This window comes from Lysinibacillus sp. CTST325, assembly GCF_054665055.1.
In genome coordinates this window covers 23,509-38,291 of the sequence record NZ_BAAFHO010000019.1, presented here as the reverse complement: position 1 = coordinate 38,291, position 14,783 = coordinate 23,509, and the positions used below count along the sequence as shown (strand labels likewise).

Sequence of the window (14,783 nt, the reverse complement as noted above, 5' to 3'; positions counted from 1 at the left end):
TTATGTTCTCTGATTGGAATAAAAAGTATTACTCATATTCTTTATCGAACGTAATCGCACTTCTTACAGTATCAATTGGACGGACAAGTTCTTCAATTTGTGCACGTTTTGGCTCTAAAAATGGTGGCAACGACAATTTTTCACCTAAAGTTTCATAAGGCTCATCCCCCATAAATCCTGGGCCATCAGTAGCTAGCTCAAATAAAATTTGTGGTGCTACTCGTGCATAAAGTGATTCAAAGAAGTGACGATTTACGTACCCTGAAGTATGGAAGCCAAAGCTTTCAAATCGTTCAGTCCATTCATTTAGTACAGCTCGATCCTCTACGCGGAATGCTGCATGATGTACTGTACCGAAGCCTTGTCGAGCTACTGGTAAAACTGTGTTAAGTTCTACAACGATTTGTGCACCGTTCCCTCCTTCACCAACCTCAAACAGATGGAAATCCCCTTCTTCAGCAATTTCTGTAAAGAGCATCACTTTTTCTAGCATCTCTTTGAAATATTTAAAATTAGCAACTCTTACAAAAACAGGACCTAGGCCTGTAATTGCATATTCAAGAGGAATCGGTCCATTTTGCCATGGAGTGCCTGATGCAACACCTGTATTATTTTCATCAGAAATAAGTTGATATTGCTGATCGTCAAAATCAACGAAAGATAAAGCTTTCTTGCCAAATTGTTCTTTAATACCTGTATGTTTAACATTTAATCGATCGAAACGTTTTACCCAATAGTCCAATGCCGCATCTGTTGGCACGCGGAATGAAGTTTTGGAAATTTCATTTGTTCCATGCACACCTTTTGGAATGTTTGGAAAATCAAAAAATGTCATATCAGTGCCAGCGCTACCTTTATCATCTGCAAAAAATAAATGATATGTTTGGATATCGTCCTGATTAACCGTTTTTTTCACTAATCGCATCCCTAACACATAAGTAAAAAATTTATAATTCTCTTCCGCACTACTTGTAATAGCAGTAACGTGGTGAATTCCTTTTAAATGATTCATTTCCTGTTCCCCCTATTTATCTCGATTTCGAGATATTTACGTAAAATTTTTTATTTATTAACTGCGTTCAAACCAACCTTTTTCAGAGACAGAATCATTGTGTCCATCTCCTGTTGATCTAATACTTCAAAAATCTCGTTAATTTTTTGTTCATGCTTCGGAAATATTTCTTCCATCAACGTTTGTCCTTCATATGTTAATAAAACATATGTGACACGACGATCCTTCGGGCAAGCACGTCGATACACAAAATCTTTTTGTTCAAGCCTATCAATAACATACGTAATACTACTACTTGCGATTAAGATTTTCTTTCCAATCACTTGAATTGGTTGCTCACCATGGTGATATAAAAACTCAAGTACCGAAAATTCGGTTTGATTTAAATCGTATTGAAGTAAATCTCTCTTTGTTGCATCTTGAATCGTTTGATATGCCCGGAACAAGACCGTAAAAGCTTTTAAATTACGATTGTCTTCCTTCATACGACTCCCTCTTTCCAATTACTTCGAAATCAATTATCTTTAATTCGAGATAATAATAACATATAAGCTGCTAATCAGCAATCCTTTTTACTGTAATCACAAAAAGGCATCCCCCTAAAATGAGGGGATGCCCTTTCATGTATAAATTATCGATTATTAATAGTAATGACGACCGCTGCTATTTTGTTCAAAGGCAGCCTTTGCTAGACGAACTGTAGATATAGCCAAATCCGCATACGTCACTTTCTCAGTTGCATTGAATTTATTTTGCTGTCCATCAATTAGTCCCATTGCACTCGCTAATGCAACATAACCTGCGTACGCTGGGTCAATTGAGCTTGCATCAGTAAAGTTTAATTTGTAAATGTCACTATGCTTTGCTGCACTCTCTAATTTTAGTACACGAACTAACCATTCGGCAAGCTCTTGACGAGTCAATGCTGTATCTACTGCAAATTGATCCGCCGGTTGTAAAATGCCCATACTTACAGCTTGTTCAACGATGCCGTATAATGGATGCTTTTTGTCAATATTATCGAAGGATTGCTTTTCGTTGTCTCTTCCATACGGACCGAAATCATATCCGTATGATAATGATTTAACTAAAATTTTCAAAGCTTCTCCTCTTGTTACAGCTGTATCAGCATTAAAGTTTGCTGGATCTTTAACCTCTAATACATTTTGGCGTAATAAATAAGTTAATTCTCCTCCAGCTGTTGGATGTGAAATGGCTGGTTTTTCTTTAGAATCATCAACTTTTAGAAGCCATTCACCAGTTGTTGCATCAATAAAATTGAACATACTTCCATTATAAACAGGAGAGTATACTAAATCATAATGGTGATTATCCTCGCCATCCTGTTTTGCATACTGTAGCTCTAATTTTAGCCCCTCATCGAACGTTGCTTTTGCTTTATCAGCAAGAATAGCTTTGTTTACAGACGGCCAATTATCAATCTTGCGATTACTAACATTTAAAGCACTTAATTTCCCATCTGCACTGATACCAACGGAAATTTCATCCCCTACTACAGCAATGCCATTGACAACACGTGGGAAAGAGAAGTAATACTGTTTGTTGTAATTATCATATATTGCATCTTCTATTGGTTTTGAATAGTTATGAATATATGACGGAGCCCACTCTTTTAAATAGTCTATCGCTTTTGTTAATGCAGCATCTTTTGAAATTGGTTCTACTTTATCATCTTTCTGCATGAATTCTCTACTTGAATTCCAATAGTTTGTAATTTCACCTGTTGCCTTGTTCACTTCAAGTGAACCGCCAGTGCCATAATTACCGAGATCATACATATAATTTACATCATAAATTGCTTCGCCATTTTCATTTTCTCTTTCATTAACCGAATGAATTTGTAGCTTTGCTTTGTCTGTATCAACTTTTAAGATAGATTTAGCTAACTCTTCAACTTCTGCTAATGTAATTCCATTTTTTCTAGGTGCAAGTGGTTGCGATGCAAGTTTTTCTACACCTTTTGCCTTCGGTACTTGAGAAGTGAAACCATTCATTGTTTGCCACTGCCCATTTATTGCATGTACACCATTGAAGCTTGTTGGTGGCATATACGCAAGCTTAGCAATAGCTTCACCTGTTTGGTAGTTATAGTCAATCAGATAACGTAAATCAACTGACAAATTTTCGCGAATCTGTGCAAGTATGTCTGACTCATTCTTTTTCTGATCTAAGTTATCAAATGTTGTCTTGCTAGTTGACTCAGTATTACGATACATACTTGTAACTTCACCATTTGCTAGAACTGTAATATTGATAAACTCATTACTTAGTGACACACTATTGTGTGTCGGCGAGTACATGAATGAATACGAAATTGGTTCGGATAAAGGTCTACTAAAACTAAAACCAAAGTCGCTATATCTATTGTCTTCACGAAGCTTGTAATTCGCAGTGCTCGGTAATTTCTTTAGGAAGTCTTGAGCAACTTTCTTTGCTTCACCCTCTGAATACTTCACTGGGTACAATGCTTCCGCTATATTGACAGGCTGATAGGAGAAATTTTCTAATTCCAAATCTTCGCCTTTAAAAGTAAAATCACCATAAACGTCTTTGCCATTGATTGTCTTATTAAAGCTCAATTCATAGCGTATTGTTTTGTCATCATTAAAGTAATGCGCTTCCCCCATTGAGAAATCTTTCTCTGTTACAAAATTGAACTTGTCTGGGAATATTGTATTCAATTGCTTAATAAGCATACTTTTTGTTACTTTTGTTTCTGTTGAAGAAACTTGAATTGCAACTCTCTCTTGTGGTTCTTTTACATTTGCAGAAGCTTGTGCCATTGGCGAAAGTACACTAACAGAAAATGCAGTAGATGTTAGGATAATACCCAACTTTTTAAGATTTACCAAAAAATCCCTCCTAGATTATCATTTACCATAATTATAGTATAGATTACCATAAATAGATATGATATTTTCAGATTATTTATGTTTATTAGAAAATAGAATAGACATAGAGCTATTTTACCTTCATCCAACATATCTTTTTCTGTGCGAAAGCAAAGCGACAGCTACAATTACGCCAAGGCGAAATTGATTGATTGATTGCTCTCTAAGATTCTCATTTCTTTACTACATCAAAATTTGACCCAATTAATAACCAATTCTGAGGGAATGGTAGACCCAACTTCCAATAGCCTACTCCTCGGAGTCTGTACCGTTTGATTAAATCGAACTTTGCTTGAATGGATCTGGCATCCTCGAACCACACCACATGTGCTTTACCTTGCTCATCATAGTATTCAAAGAACGGTGCTTGAGATCTCAAATCAAACTGAATAGCAGCATTATATTTCTTCGCAATCTCGATTGCTCTTTGTGGACTAACCGCTTCTGCATTTGGCCCCCCCTTCACAAAAGGCAATGTCCAGTTATACCCATACAAATTCTGTCCAAGTATAATTTTGTTCCGAGGTATCTCACTTACTGCATATTTAACAACCGCTTCTACCTCTGGAAGTGGCGATACTGCCATAGGGGGCCCTGCAGAATATCCCCATTCATACGTCATTAACATAACAAAATCCACTATTTCTCCATGTGCTTTATAATCATGTCCCTCCGTCCACGGACCTCGCTCACTAGCACTTGTTTTCGGCGCTAGCGCTGTCGATACGGTATATCCCTGTGGATGGAATCGACTCACCGCTCTCCTTAAAAAGTTGTTATACGCTTCTCGTTGATCGCCCGGCAAATTTTCAAAATCAAAATGAATATCTTTAACGGTTCCTAAACGCTTTGCCTCTTCAAGAATATTATTAAAGAGCAAATCCTGTACGGCTGTACTTTGAAAAATATCTCTCGCTAAATCACCGCTAAAACTAAAATTCTCTAAATTTGAGATAACCATTGCTAGAGAAGCACCCGTATCATTTGCAATTTGCGCCACACCTTGACTTGGTGGCACCTTAAGCGTCCCATCTCGCATTGCCTCGTAGCTAAATAAAGCTAGATAAGTTAAAAATGGACCCGCTTCTCTTGCTTGACTTAGTAATGCCTCACTAACGAATGTCCCTCTCGGCTCTAAATATGCCAATGTTTCAGCCCTTGTTTTTGGTTGAGGTGGAATATAAAGTCGCATACCAATCGATAACGGTTGACTCGGACTAATATTATTCACCTGAGCAAGTGTTAAATAATTAATGCCAAAGCGTTGGCCGATTGAATATAGACTATCTCCTGACTGCACATAATAGAAATTTCCGACAATCGGTATCACAAGAGCTTGCCCTATAACTAATCGATTTGGTTCAGGAACTTGATTGGCATCTACAATATTTTGAACTGTTGTCCCATATGTCTGCGCAATACCCCATAAGGACTCCCCTGCCCGTACAACATGTATTTGAATGTCAGTGCCTCCTCCTAGCTTGATAAAATCACACCTGTAAAGCTTATGAATTAGGAAGGGAAAAGATGTCAGTGCTTAGTAAGCACCTATTCCCTAAAACAAAAAAAAGATTCATCGCTTGTTACAGCGAATGAACCTTTTTTTCATTAATTTCTTTATAGAATTTATGACACGCTCGATAATAGAATATAAATAAAAAATAAGCAAACAACTGTAGTAAATAACCTATAAAATGAACATTTTCTCGCATACTTGTATCAACATTTATTGAAAATGCCTGTATGATAAAACCGCAAAGCATAAATGCCATGAATTTCTGATAAGTTTTAAATGTTTTAACTTCAAGAGGTTTATTATTATGAATGTGTAATAATAATTGAAAAACCCAATACATAAAGACGATGAATAAAAATTGCATAAACTGTGTCCCAATTTCACCAAGTATCTTATAACCAAGCCATTGATCTAGCTCCACGAAAAATGACATTATCATTAAAATAATGGAAAAATTTTTCGACCAACGTTTCAAATTATGGAACGTTGGCAGTAAGTGAATACCATATGCAAAAAATATATAGCCAATAAAATCTGGGAAGATATCCGGTAATCCGAAAAAACTTGAATCTACAAAAACAAAGCACACACCGTTTAATAAATGATTGTAAGGATTTTTCATTATTTCATCCCCCCCTCATTTTTTTTCATCAAATAGTTATCCTGTTCCTGTTGAATTTCATCTATATGATATGGCTTACTCGTATAATCGTAGGTTTCGTTATAGCTTGGTTGTACAATAGGTTCATCCATATTTTGATGCTCTGCATATATTAAGTTCCCTACCCATGCCAAGAAAGATAAAGAAAATGTCATGTAGACAAGTCTTCCCTTCGTAAGTCCTTTGTAATAAACGAGCAAAATAAACAATGAGAGCGTAAGCATGAGGAACATACACACTATATTAGTAAGGTCTTTTTCCAGATGGATGGTTAATTGTGCTGCATTTTTCAAATGGAACGATTGCCCTGTCCCAATGCTGAATACAAATAGAAGAGTAGCTATCGTCACTGGAACGGTTAGTATGGTTGCGATAGAAAATCTTTTTGTCTTCTTTATATGAGTCTTTTCAAGTTTTTGACGTAATTGATTTGAGAAAGCTATATCTGGATCTTTATCAGGGCGTTTTTTTAGTGCCTCAAATAATTCGTAATCACGTTCTTCCATCAATCATCCCTCCCTACCTTTTTTCGAAGTCTCGCCATTGCTCGATGAAAATCAACACGTACCTTGACTTCCGAGATACCTAAAATCGCAGCGGTTTCTTGTATTGTGTAGTCTTTTAGCATCCTGCAAATAATAATTGTCCGATCATGTGATTTTAATGTCATTAATGCTTCTTGTACTGTCTGCCATTGCTCATTCTTCTCCACAATCTCTAAAGGCTTTGACACTTCCCTTAATACGGGCTGCAAGCTAAGTTTTTCTGTTAATAAACGCTTAATTTTCTGTCTTCTATGTAGATCTACTGCTGTATTTCGTGCAATTGATAAAATCCAAGTTTTTACTTTATCTTTATCCTTCAAATTATGTAACTGCTTCATCGCTTTAAAAAACGTTTCTTGCGTAATATCCTCTGCCTCTTGTTTGCTATTTGTATAATAAAGCGCAAAATGATACACATCACGATGATAACAATCGTACAAATGTTCAATTTTAAATATATCCTGATGCAAAACTTCACCCCGCTTTCTACACTTACATATAAGTCGTCGCAACTAATTATTTGTTACACTTTTCCCAATTATTTTCACACAACTAGCGTACTTTTCATTGTTTGCCTCGTTGTAAGTGTTGCACATGTTGGCGGTGTCGATCCTGAGGGAAGTCATTCTACAATTGATATGTGTAGTGTCATTGTGGTGGAATTAGCGAAGTTATACCTGTCTGGACGCTTCCTGGGGCGTCCAGTCTCTACTACTATCAACCATTTCATTTAGCATGTAGCTTCTGGCATGTTGCTCTATTTTATATTTTCTCTCTACACAATAAAATGCCCTCCAATGATTAACGGAGGGCATAGTTATTAACTGAACGTAAAAGCCTGATCGGGGAAGATTATTATCAATGATCCTCTGATACATCCGATTTAATCATTTCAAATAATAACGGTACATTCGTTCCGCGCTGTAACGAATTACAGCCCTCCATTAAAAATGTCCAGCTCATTTTCATTTTTTCTTTATACGGAAGCTCTGGGTTAACTGGGAGATATTCTTTTAAAAATACTTCTATGGAGCTCGATAGTCTTTCCATAAATTCATCGGCCTTTTGCACCTTCTCCGTCGCTACTTCATTACGCTCATTCCACAGTACATGCTCTAAGTTTGTAGAAAAATAGAATAACTGATACGGTATTCTTAATCGATGAATGCTAAAATGATCATTTGCCATAAGGATTTTGGCATTATTCGCCTTCATTTCATTTCGTTGTTCGATTTGCTCCTTACGCTTCTCTGATTTCACTAATATTGCATCTTCGGTATAGAATAAATTTTGCTCAATATCTTCCTTCACCTTGACAAATTCAGGGGCAATGAAACAACCGTCTGCATCAGTAATATGAACGACAGCGGTTAAATCTTTCGCTAAAAATTTATACTTCTCCAAATAGTTCTGAATCACTCGTGTAACACTATTTTTAATATTAGGTATCCGTTTATTAGCATCCCATTTCGTTAAAATATCCTCCCGTTGCACATCGAAGCGAATCGTTGAATTTGCAAAATGTTCATCAAGAAAATCCTCTAAAACAATTTGCTCCGTATGCCCCTCTACAATGATTAAAAGAACTTTTTTAGTCACGCTGGACACCCGCTTTTCTAAAGGCACGCTTAATTTTAAATGTCTTTGTTTCCTTATAAACCTCTTCATCCTGACCGCCCAACTGAATTGCACGTAAATAAACATCTCGAGCGTTATTTACCTCTTTAATACCCTTTAGCTGTATATAACGACGATCCTCATTCGTTGTCGTAAACCATAAGTTTTTAATAGTTAGCACCTCTAACACACGTAAATTATGAGACGTAAAAATAAGCTGACCTTTTCCGCCCTCATCAATCACTGTTAACAACTCGCCTAACAAATATTCAAAAACACCAGAATCTAATTCATCTATTACTACACAAGCATTTGGGTTATTATAAACTGCAATGAGCACACTAAGTACAGAAATAATTTTCAAAATTCCTTCTGACTCTGTCCGTAACGGTAATTCACGTTCCCCTCGTTGCGATAAAAATTCAAAACGGATTCCTTTTTCCCCATTATCCATAGTTTGTTTTGTAAGTACATTAATCTTTATAGACAGACCTGGAATAATCGCTGATAATACTTGATTACTTTGCTCTATTACTTCACATAACACGTAAAATGCGTCCTCGGGCAATAACGCTGGCCCCTTCAAATTGTAAGGGATAGAACCACGAGTTTTTTCGAGGTGGATGCTAAAAGGCATACTGCGCTCTTCAAATAATGGTGCGATATTTTGATTATTTACGACATGTAAATCACGGTTAAAATCTATTGCTAAATTATGAAGCAATTGCATTTCTAGCTCTGACAACCTGTCCTGTAATAAAGGCTTTAAATCTTTGTGAAAGACAAAAGACATATATTGTTTTTTAGATAATTGATGAATGACTAGTAATTGGATACGCATTTTTTCATTCATATCAGAAAGATTTGCTTTACGTAGTTGTATGTCTTCCTCTGTAACATTAATTAAAATCTTTGAACGCTTCCCTTTCTCGTTTTCTCTGTAAGCTACACGTTCAACCGTTGTGTACAGTCTGTTTTCATCTTCTTGTAACTCTACATAATAATTGAGAAAAAATGTGCCAAATTGATTTTCTACTAGAAACTCGAATTCAATACTTGCCGTATTCTCCCCTGCCATAATTAATTTCTTTTCCTGAGATGGTAATTTAATTTCAGCAATCCAGCCGGAGATAAGTGCCTTTAACAAGCCAAATGCATCAACAATAGTTGTTTTTCCAGAACCGTTCTGTCCGTATAAACCTACAACATTGGGCTTAAGAAACGTCTCGAAATTTACCGCTAACATAATTTCACCATGACGTACATTTCGTAAATTTTGTACTTTTATTTTCTTGATTTTTATAATGGTCATTTATTTAAACACCCTTTAATGATTTTATTTTCTATTATAATTAAATTTGATATATTTTATAACGTTTTATATTTTAACTTCTTTCAGCATATGTTTAATGTAACGTAAGTGAAACGGCAGTTACAAATGTTTTGATAGTGAGAGCGAAGCGACGGCAACAATCGAAGCATACTTGATTGAATATTCCATTTATCGATCATTCACCGAGTTTAATGCCTATGACAATCATAATAGTAGGCATATGTTAGAAAGAAAAAACGAAGAAAGGTGTGTTTCATTGGTCAATCCTGGATTTAATCCCGAAGATCTTGATGTTAACATTCCGTTTCACCCTACCATGCCTTCTGGTAGCCCATACCCATCTTTAAACCCATCAATGTATCCGCCACGTCCTCCGCAGCCGTATCCACCACAACCATATCCACCACGTCCTCCGCAGCCATATCCGCCACAACCATATCCACCACGTCCTCCGCAGCCATATCCACCACAACCATATCCGCCACGTCCTATGCCATTTCCACCACAACCATATCCGCCACGTCCTATGCCATTTCCACCACAACCATATCCGCCACGTCCTCCGCAGCCATATCCACCACAACCATATCCGCCACGTCCTATGCCATTTCCACCACAACCATATCCGCCACGTCCTATGCCATTTCCAGGCGGGCAATCACCTGGTTTACCAGGATTCCCTGGATTAAACCTACCAGGAATGTAGATTTGTCACCTGACATATTTGGAAGTCCAAAATAAAAGACTGTAGCAACAAGGCTATCCAGAAGTTCAAATATGAACTAGTGGATAGTCTTGTTTGTTGTTTATTAGAAACCATTTTTGACTGATAAAAAAACTAAGGGAGTGAAAACATGTTTATAAAATTTTCAACTATCCTACATATTCGCTCATTTAATGAGCACAGTATATAGAGAGGTGCATCTATGTGTAACGTAAAAAAAATTACTTTATGTATGATTAGCCTAATATTAATTAATTTGAGCATTGTATCTTCTTTCGATGCAAAAGAATTGAATAAAATTAATGAATTTACAGTACAAATAAAAGGACTAGAAAATCGTTTGAAAAGCCTTGAGCCGATAAAACCCCAAACAATTGCTGATCCTCCTTTTCCAGAATTATCTCCCCCATCAAAATTTGTTACACTTTCACAGGTGATAGAAAATGGCACTACTATTCCTTATGAGTTCATCGTCAATAATCCTGGCTATAAGAGACCCGCTTATGAAGAATATTGGCATAGCTCAATTGGTCGGTGGAGCTATGTTCCAACTAGAATTCATTATGCACTGCATCGACTATTTACGAATTACGATGTTGCTCTTTCTGAATGGTACGACTTTGAACAAAATATGGGATTCCCGATTCCAATGTTTCAAAATAAAACGGATTTAGATTTATATATTGTCGCGTTCCAATCTGATATTACAGCAGTTTATACATTGGGCAATCAGGTGGTCGTTGTTGGAAATCCAAGAAGAACCGGTGTTCAAGTGATTACTATAAAAACAAGCGCTATACATCCCACAAATACCGAAGAATCTTTACTTGTGCAATTATCAACTCAAGCAGGAGAAGAAATGGATTATGCTCTTACCTCTTATATTTCTCCTGATTTTAGGTTGAAGCAAAAAGAATAAATATATAGCTCCTTTTTCGAAGGTTTTTATTAGCGGGTTTGTTATCTTTATCAGCGGTTGTTGGAGGTTTATCAGCGATTTTGCTCTTTTTATCAGCGATTGTCGGAGGTTTATCAGCGATTTTGCTCTTTTTATCAGCGATTGTCGGAGGTTTATCAGCGATTTTGCTCTTTTTATCAGCGATTGTCGGAGGTTTATCAGCGATTTTGCTCTTTTTATCAGCGATTGTCCATATTTTATCAGCGATTCACTGATATTCGCTATAGCATAAAAAAGGGGCTGGGACATAACTAAATGGTTCCTTCATAGAACCGAATAATCTCTAAATGAACAAAACACGATAAATAGAAAAACCGAACTATTCCGAAACACTTCATGAGAGTTTCATTGGATAGTTCGGTATTTTTGTTGGCTGAAACACATTTGTCCCAGCCTCCATTTAAATATTCATTTGTGTATATACATACCGAATCATTTAAAACACACTAAATCAACAGTAAATGACGTTTAGTGATGTTATTGATCTGATGATTCATCAAATAGGTTCATTCTATTTTTTCGCTCGTTTGCAGTTACGTCCAGCATATCTTCAATCAATTTGGGTGTGTCCTCGAACACATACACTTGAAACTTGGGATTCTTACCGTTCTTCATGCTGCGACTGAAATTATTCCCACGCTTCACCAATTCTTCAAACAAAGACTTCCGATAAATATTTTTCTTCCCAACTGCTTTTGGTTCGTTCATATTATGAAACCTCCCACCTAATTTTTTCATTTGTAATTTGGTGGATTTTACGTAATTAATAATAGGATAACAAACTGGTAAATAGCGGACAAATAAAAAATAGTGTTATTACTGAGCGCTATTTATCATATAAGTCATATGCTAAATTGTGTTCTACATAGTCTTTTTCTTCAGCATCTGTTAACAAACGAATTGCTTTTCCTGAATTTCTTGACTCGTCACCTCCCTGCATCTCCCAAATTGCGTTATGATCTTCTACAGCATGAGAAAAATCACCTTTCGACCATCTTTCCAATATTTCAATGTAAAGCTCTTTAAATTTATAATTGCTTTCTTTGGAAATTTCTAACAATCGGTCAACTTTAGCTTGTGTTATTTGCGTGTGACCCCATTTTACTTTAGCTTCAACTTTTTGGTGAGACATGCTATGGATGGCTTCGTTCACTTTGTGTTCTATTAAATTATCAGGATAAAGCAATTCTTCTTTTGTAACAATTTTATCTTCAAGCGTTACTCCAGCATGTTCAACAATTGCTTTTTCTTTTTCGGGAGCAGGTTTTTCTATTTGTTCGATGGATTTGATGTAACCAAAAACTCCGCCAAAAGTGAACAATATTCCAATGATAACAATAGTCGCCTTTGTTTTTCTCTGCATATTATCAAACCTCACTTATAATTTATATGTATTATGTAATTTGGTTTATTTTATATAATTAGGTTAATAATAACAGATTATTGAAATTAAGTTCAATGAGTACTGCCTATTTGCATGTAACAGTATTCACAGCAGGTCAACATACCAATTCAAAGTCGAAAGCGTTAAATGAGTAAATGCTGTCGAACATGATTGTAAGTAATGTCTTCAACATTTATTACTTGGTTCTCAAAGCAATAATCAATGAATTTGCCTAAAAGCATTTTGTAATTTTGAATGTTCGCTTTTGTTATGTTCTTGAATTTCCTGTCATCTAAAAAATCTTGATATGCAAATTTAAGCAACAAAAAAACCACTCCTCTTGTTTACCGAGAAGTGGTCATTGTTATTGAAATTAGTTATTTACATAACAGCTTCACAAATTGGGCGAAAATAGCAGTAACCATTTCTCAAGATGGAAGGGAAAAACCTCTTACATCATTCCGCCCATACCGCCCATACCAGACATATCTGGCATTGCTGGAGCTGCTTCTGGAATGTCTGCTACAACTGCTTCTGTTGTTAAGAATAGAGCTGCGACAGATGCTGCGTTTTGTAGAGCAGAGCGAGTTACTTTCGCTGGGTCTACTACGCCCGCTTCAATCATGTTTACCCATTCGCCTGTTGCAGCGTTGAAGCCTACACCGATATCTTCGCGTTTTAGGCGATCCACGATAATTGAGCCTTCAAGACCAGCGTTGTTTGCGATTTGACGAACTGGCTCTTCTAAAGCACGTAGAACAATTTTTACACCAGTTGCTACGTCGCCTTCTTCTGCATCTGCAACTTTTTCAACTGCTGCATATACGTTAAGAAGTGCCGTACCACCACCTGATACGATACCTTCTTCAACTGCTGCACGAGTTGAGTTAAGTGCATCTTCAATGCGTAGTTTGCGTTCTTTTAGTTCTGTTTCTGTTGCAGCACCAACTTTGATTACTGCTACACCGCCTGCTAATTTTGCAAGGCGTTCTTGTAATTTTTCTTTATCGAATTCTGAAGTTGTTTCAGCAAGCTGCGCACGGATTTGACCAATACGGCCTTCGATTGCATCTGCACCGCCAACACCTTCTACGATTGTTGTATTGTCTTTTGTAACAACAACTTTCGCAGCGCGACCAAGCGATGTAATATCAGCTGATTTAAGGTCTAAGCCTAATTCTTCTGTAATTACTTGACCACCTGATAAAATTGCGATATCTTCAAGCATTGCTTTACGACGGTCGCCAAATCCTGGAGCTTTAACCGCTACAGCATTGAATGTACCACGTAGTTTGTTCACTACAAGTGTTGCAAGAGCTTCACCTTCAACATCTTCAGCAATGATTAATAGTGGACGACCTTGTTGTACCACTTGTTCTAATAATGGTAATACTTCTTGGATGTTTGTAATTTTTTTATCAGTAATTAAAATGTATGGGTTATCTAATACCGCTTCCATTTTATCTGTATCTGTTACCATGTAGTGTGATGCATAGCCACGGTCGAATTGCATACCTTCAACTACATCAAGTTCAGTTGTGAAGCCTTTAGATTCTTCAATTGTAATAACACCATCGTTACCCACACGTTCCATTGCTTCTGCAATTAATTGCCCTACTTCATCATCAGCAGCAGAGATTGCCGCAACCTGTGCGATTTCCTCTTTGTTGCTTACTGGGCGAGAAATAGCGTGTAATTCTGTAAGGGCTGCTGCAACTGCTTTGTCGATCCCTTTACGAATGCCTACAGGGTTTGCACCAGCTGTTACGTTTTTCAAGCCTTCACGAATAATTGCTTGCGCTAATACTGTTGCAGTTGTTGTACCGTCACCAGCGATTTCGTTTGTTTTAGAAGCAACTTCCGCTACTAATTTTGCACCCATGTTTTCGAATGGGTTTTCTAGCTCGATTTCTTTTGCAATTGTTACACCGTCATTTGTAATAAGTGGTGAACCGAATTTTTTTTCTAAAACTACATTACGACCTTTAGGCCCTAAAGTAATTTTTACTGCGTTTGCTAATTTATCTACACCTTGTAACATTAATGAACGAGCGTCTTCTGAGAATTTAATATCTTTTGCCATTTGAATTTACCCTCCTGAAATGGAATATTCGTTAAGCT

At 36.7% G+C, this 14,783-nt stretch carries 15 protein-coding genes; 3 read left to right on the top strand and 12 right to left on the bottom strand.

Annotated elements, in window-relative coordinates:
* Positions 1-28: 28 nt before the first annotated feature.
* The 9 genes from ACYQ73_RS25630 to ACYQ73_RS25590 all read right to left on the bottom strand — a co-directional run bounded on the left by ACYQ73_RS25630 (position 29) and on the right by ACYQ73_RS25590 (position 9,575).
* Entirely contained in the window at positions 29-1,012 is a 984-nt protein-coding gene (locus tag ACYQ73_RS25630) for a ring-cleaving dioxygenase (RefSeq protein ID WP_460015034.1), read from the bottom strand.
* Positions 1,013-1,062: 50 nt separating this feature from the next.
* Entirely contained in the window at positions 1,063-1,497 is a 435-nt protein-coding gene (locus ACYQ73_RS25625; RefSeq protein WP_460015033.1) for a MarR family winged helix-turn-helix transcriptional regulator, read from the bottom strand.
* A gap of 156 nt (positions 1,498-1,653) precedes the next feature.
* A complete protein-coding gene (locus ACYQ73_RS25620; protein ID WP_460015032.1) occupies positions 1,654-3,885 on the bottom strand; it encodes an S-layer homology domain-containing protein in 2,232 nt (743 codons plus the stop codon).
* Between the two features lie 211 nt (positions 3,886-4,096).
* The gene (locus tag ACYQ73_RS25615; protein ID WP_460015078.1) at positions 4,097-5,269 is read right to left on the bottom strand and encodes a glycosyl hydrolase family 18 protein; all 1,173 of its coding nucleotides are present in this window, start codon (positions 5,267-5,269) and stop codon (positions 4,097-4,099) included.
* 238 nt (positions 5,270-5,507) lie between these two features.
* Positions 5,508-6,062 carry a hypothetical protein gene (locus ACYQ73_RS25610; RefSeq protein WP_460015031.1) on the bottom strand — a complete coding sequence of 185 codons (555 nt, stop codon included), beginning with the start codon at positions 6,060-6,062 and terminating at the stop codon, positions 5,508-5,510.
* Entirely contained in the window at positions 6,062-6,607 is a 546-nt protein-coding gene (locus ACYQ73_RS25605; RefSeq protein ID WP_460015030.1) for a hypothetical protein, read from the bottom strand. Before ACYQ73_RS25605 ends, ACYQ73_RS25610 begins: the two co-directional genes overlap by 1 nt.
* Positions 6,607-7,116: an RNA polymerase sigma factor gene (locus ACYQ73_RS25600; protein WP_460015029.1), complete on the bottom strand. Its 510-nt coding sequence runs from the start codon at positions 7,114-7,116 to the stop codon at positions 6,607-6,609. The genes ACYQ73_RS25605 and ACYQ73_RS25600 overlap by 1 nt, the downstream gene beginning before the upstream one ends.
* 388 nt (positions 7,117-7,504) lie before the next feature.
* Positions 7,505-8,245, bottom strand: a complete 741-nt coding sequence (locus ACYQ73_RS25595) for a hypothetical protein (RefSeq protein ID WP_460015028.1) — start codon at positions 8,243-8,245, stop codon at positions 7,505-7,507.
* On the bottom strand, positions 8,238-9,575 hold the full coding sequence (locus ACYQ73_RS25590; RefSeq protein WP_460015027.1) for an AAA family ATPase: 1,338 nt from the start codon (positions 9,573-9,575) through the stop codon (positions 8,238-8,240). Before ACYQ73_RS25590 ends, ACYQ73_RS25595 begins: the two co-directional genes overlap by 8 nt.
* A 241-nt stretch (positions 9,576-9,816) precedes the next feature.
* Between ACYQ73_RS25590 and ACYQ73_RS25585 the strand changes: the two genes are divergently transcribed.
* The 3 genes from ACYQ73_RS25585 (at position 9,817) to ACYQ73_RS25575 (ending at position 11,493) form a co-directional block, all read left to right on the top strand.
* Positions 9,817-10,302, top strand: a complete 486-nt coding sequence (locus ACYQ73_RS25585) for a hypothetical protein (RefSeq protein ID WP_460015026.1) — start codon at positions 9,817-9,819, stop codon at positions 10,300-10,302.
* Between the two features lie 220 nt (positions 10,303-10,522).
* On the top strand, positions 10,523-11,239 hold the full coding sequence (locus ACYQ73_RS25580) for a hypothetical protein (RefSeq protein WP_460015025.1): 717 nt from the start codon (positions 10,523-10,525) through the stop codon (positions 11,237-11,239).
* Positions 11,240-11,277: 38 nt separating this feature from the next.
* Positions 11,278-11,493, top strand: coding sequence for a hypothetical protein (locus tag ACYQ73_RS25575; protein ID WP_460015024.1), 216 nt, complete (start codon positions 11,278-11,280; stop codon positions 11,491-11,493).
* Between the two features lie 262 nt (positions 11,494-11,755).
* Here ACYQ73_RS25575 and ACYQ73_RS25570 read toward each other — a convergent pair whose 3' ends face one another.
* The 3 genes from ACYQ73_RS25570 to groL form a co-directional block, all read right to left on the bottom strand.
* Entirely contained in the window at positions 11,756-11,986 is a 231-nt protein-coding gene (locus ACYQ73_RS25570; RefSeq protein ID WP_460015023.1) for a hypothetical protein, read from the bottom strand.
* Between the two features lie 118 nt (positions 11,987-12,104).
* The gene (locus tag ACYQ73_RS25565; RefSeq protein ID WP_460015022.1) at positions 12,105-12,641 is read right to left on the bottom strand and encodes a DUF6241 domain-containing protein; all 537 of its coding nucleotides are present in this window, start codon (positions 12,639-12,641) and stop codon (positions 12,105-12,107) included.
* Positions 12,642-13,113: 472 nt separating this feature from the next.
* Positions 13,114-14,745, bottom strand: coding sequence for a chaperonin GroEL (gene groL, locus ACYQ73_RS25560; RefSeq protein ID WP_460015021.1), 1,632 nt, complete (start codon positions 14,743-14,745; stop codon positions 13,114-13,116).
* Between the last annotated feature and the right edge of the window lie 38 nt (positions 14,746-14,783).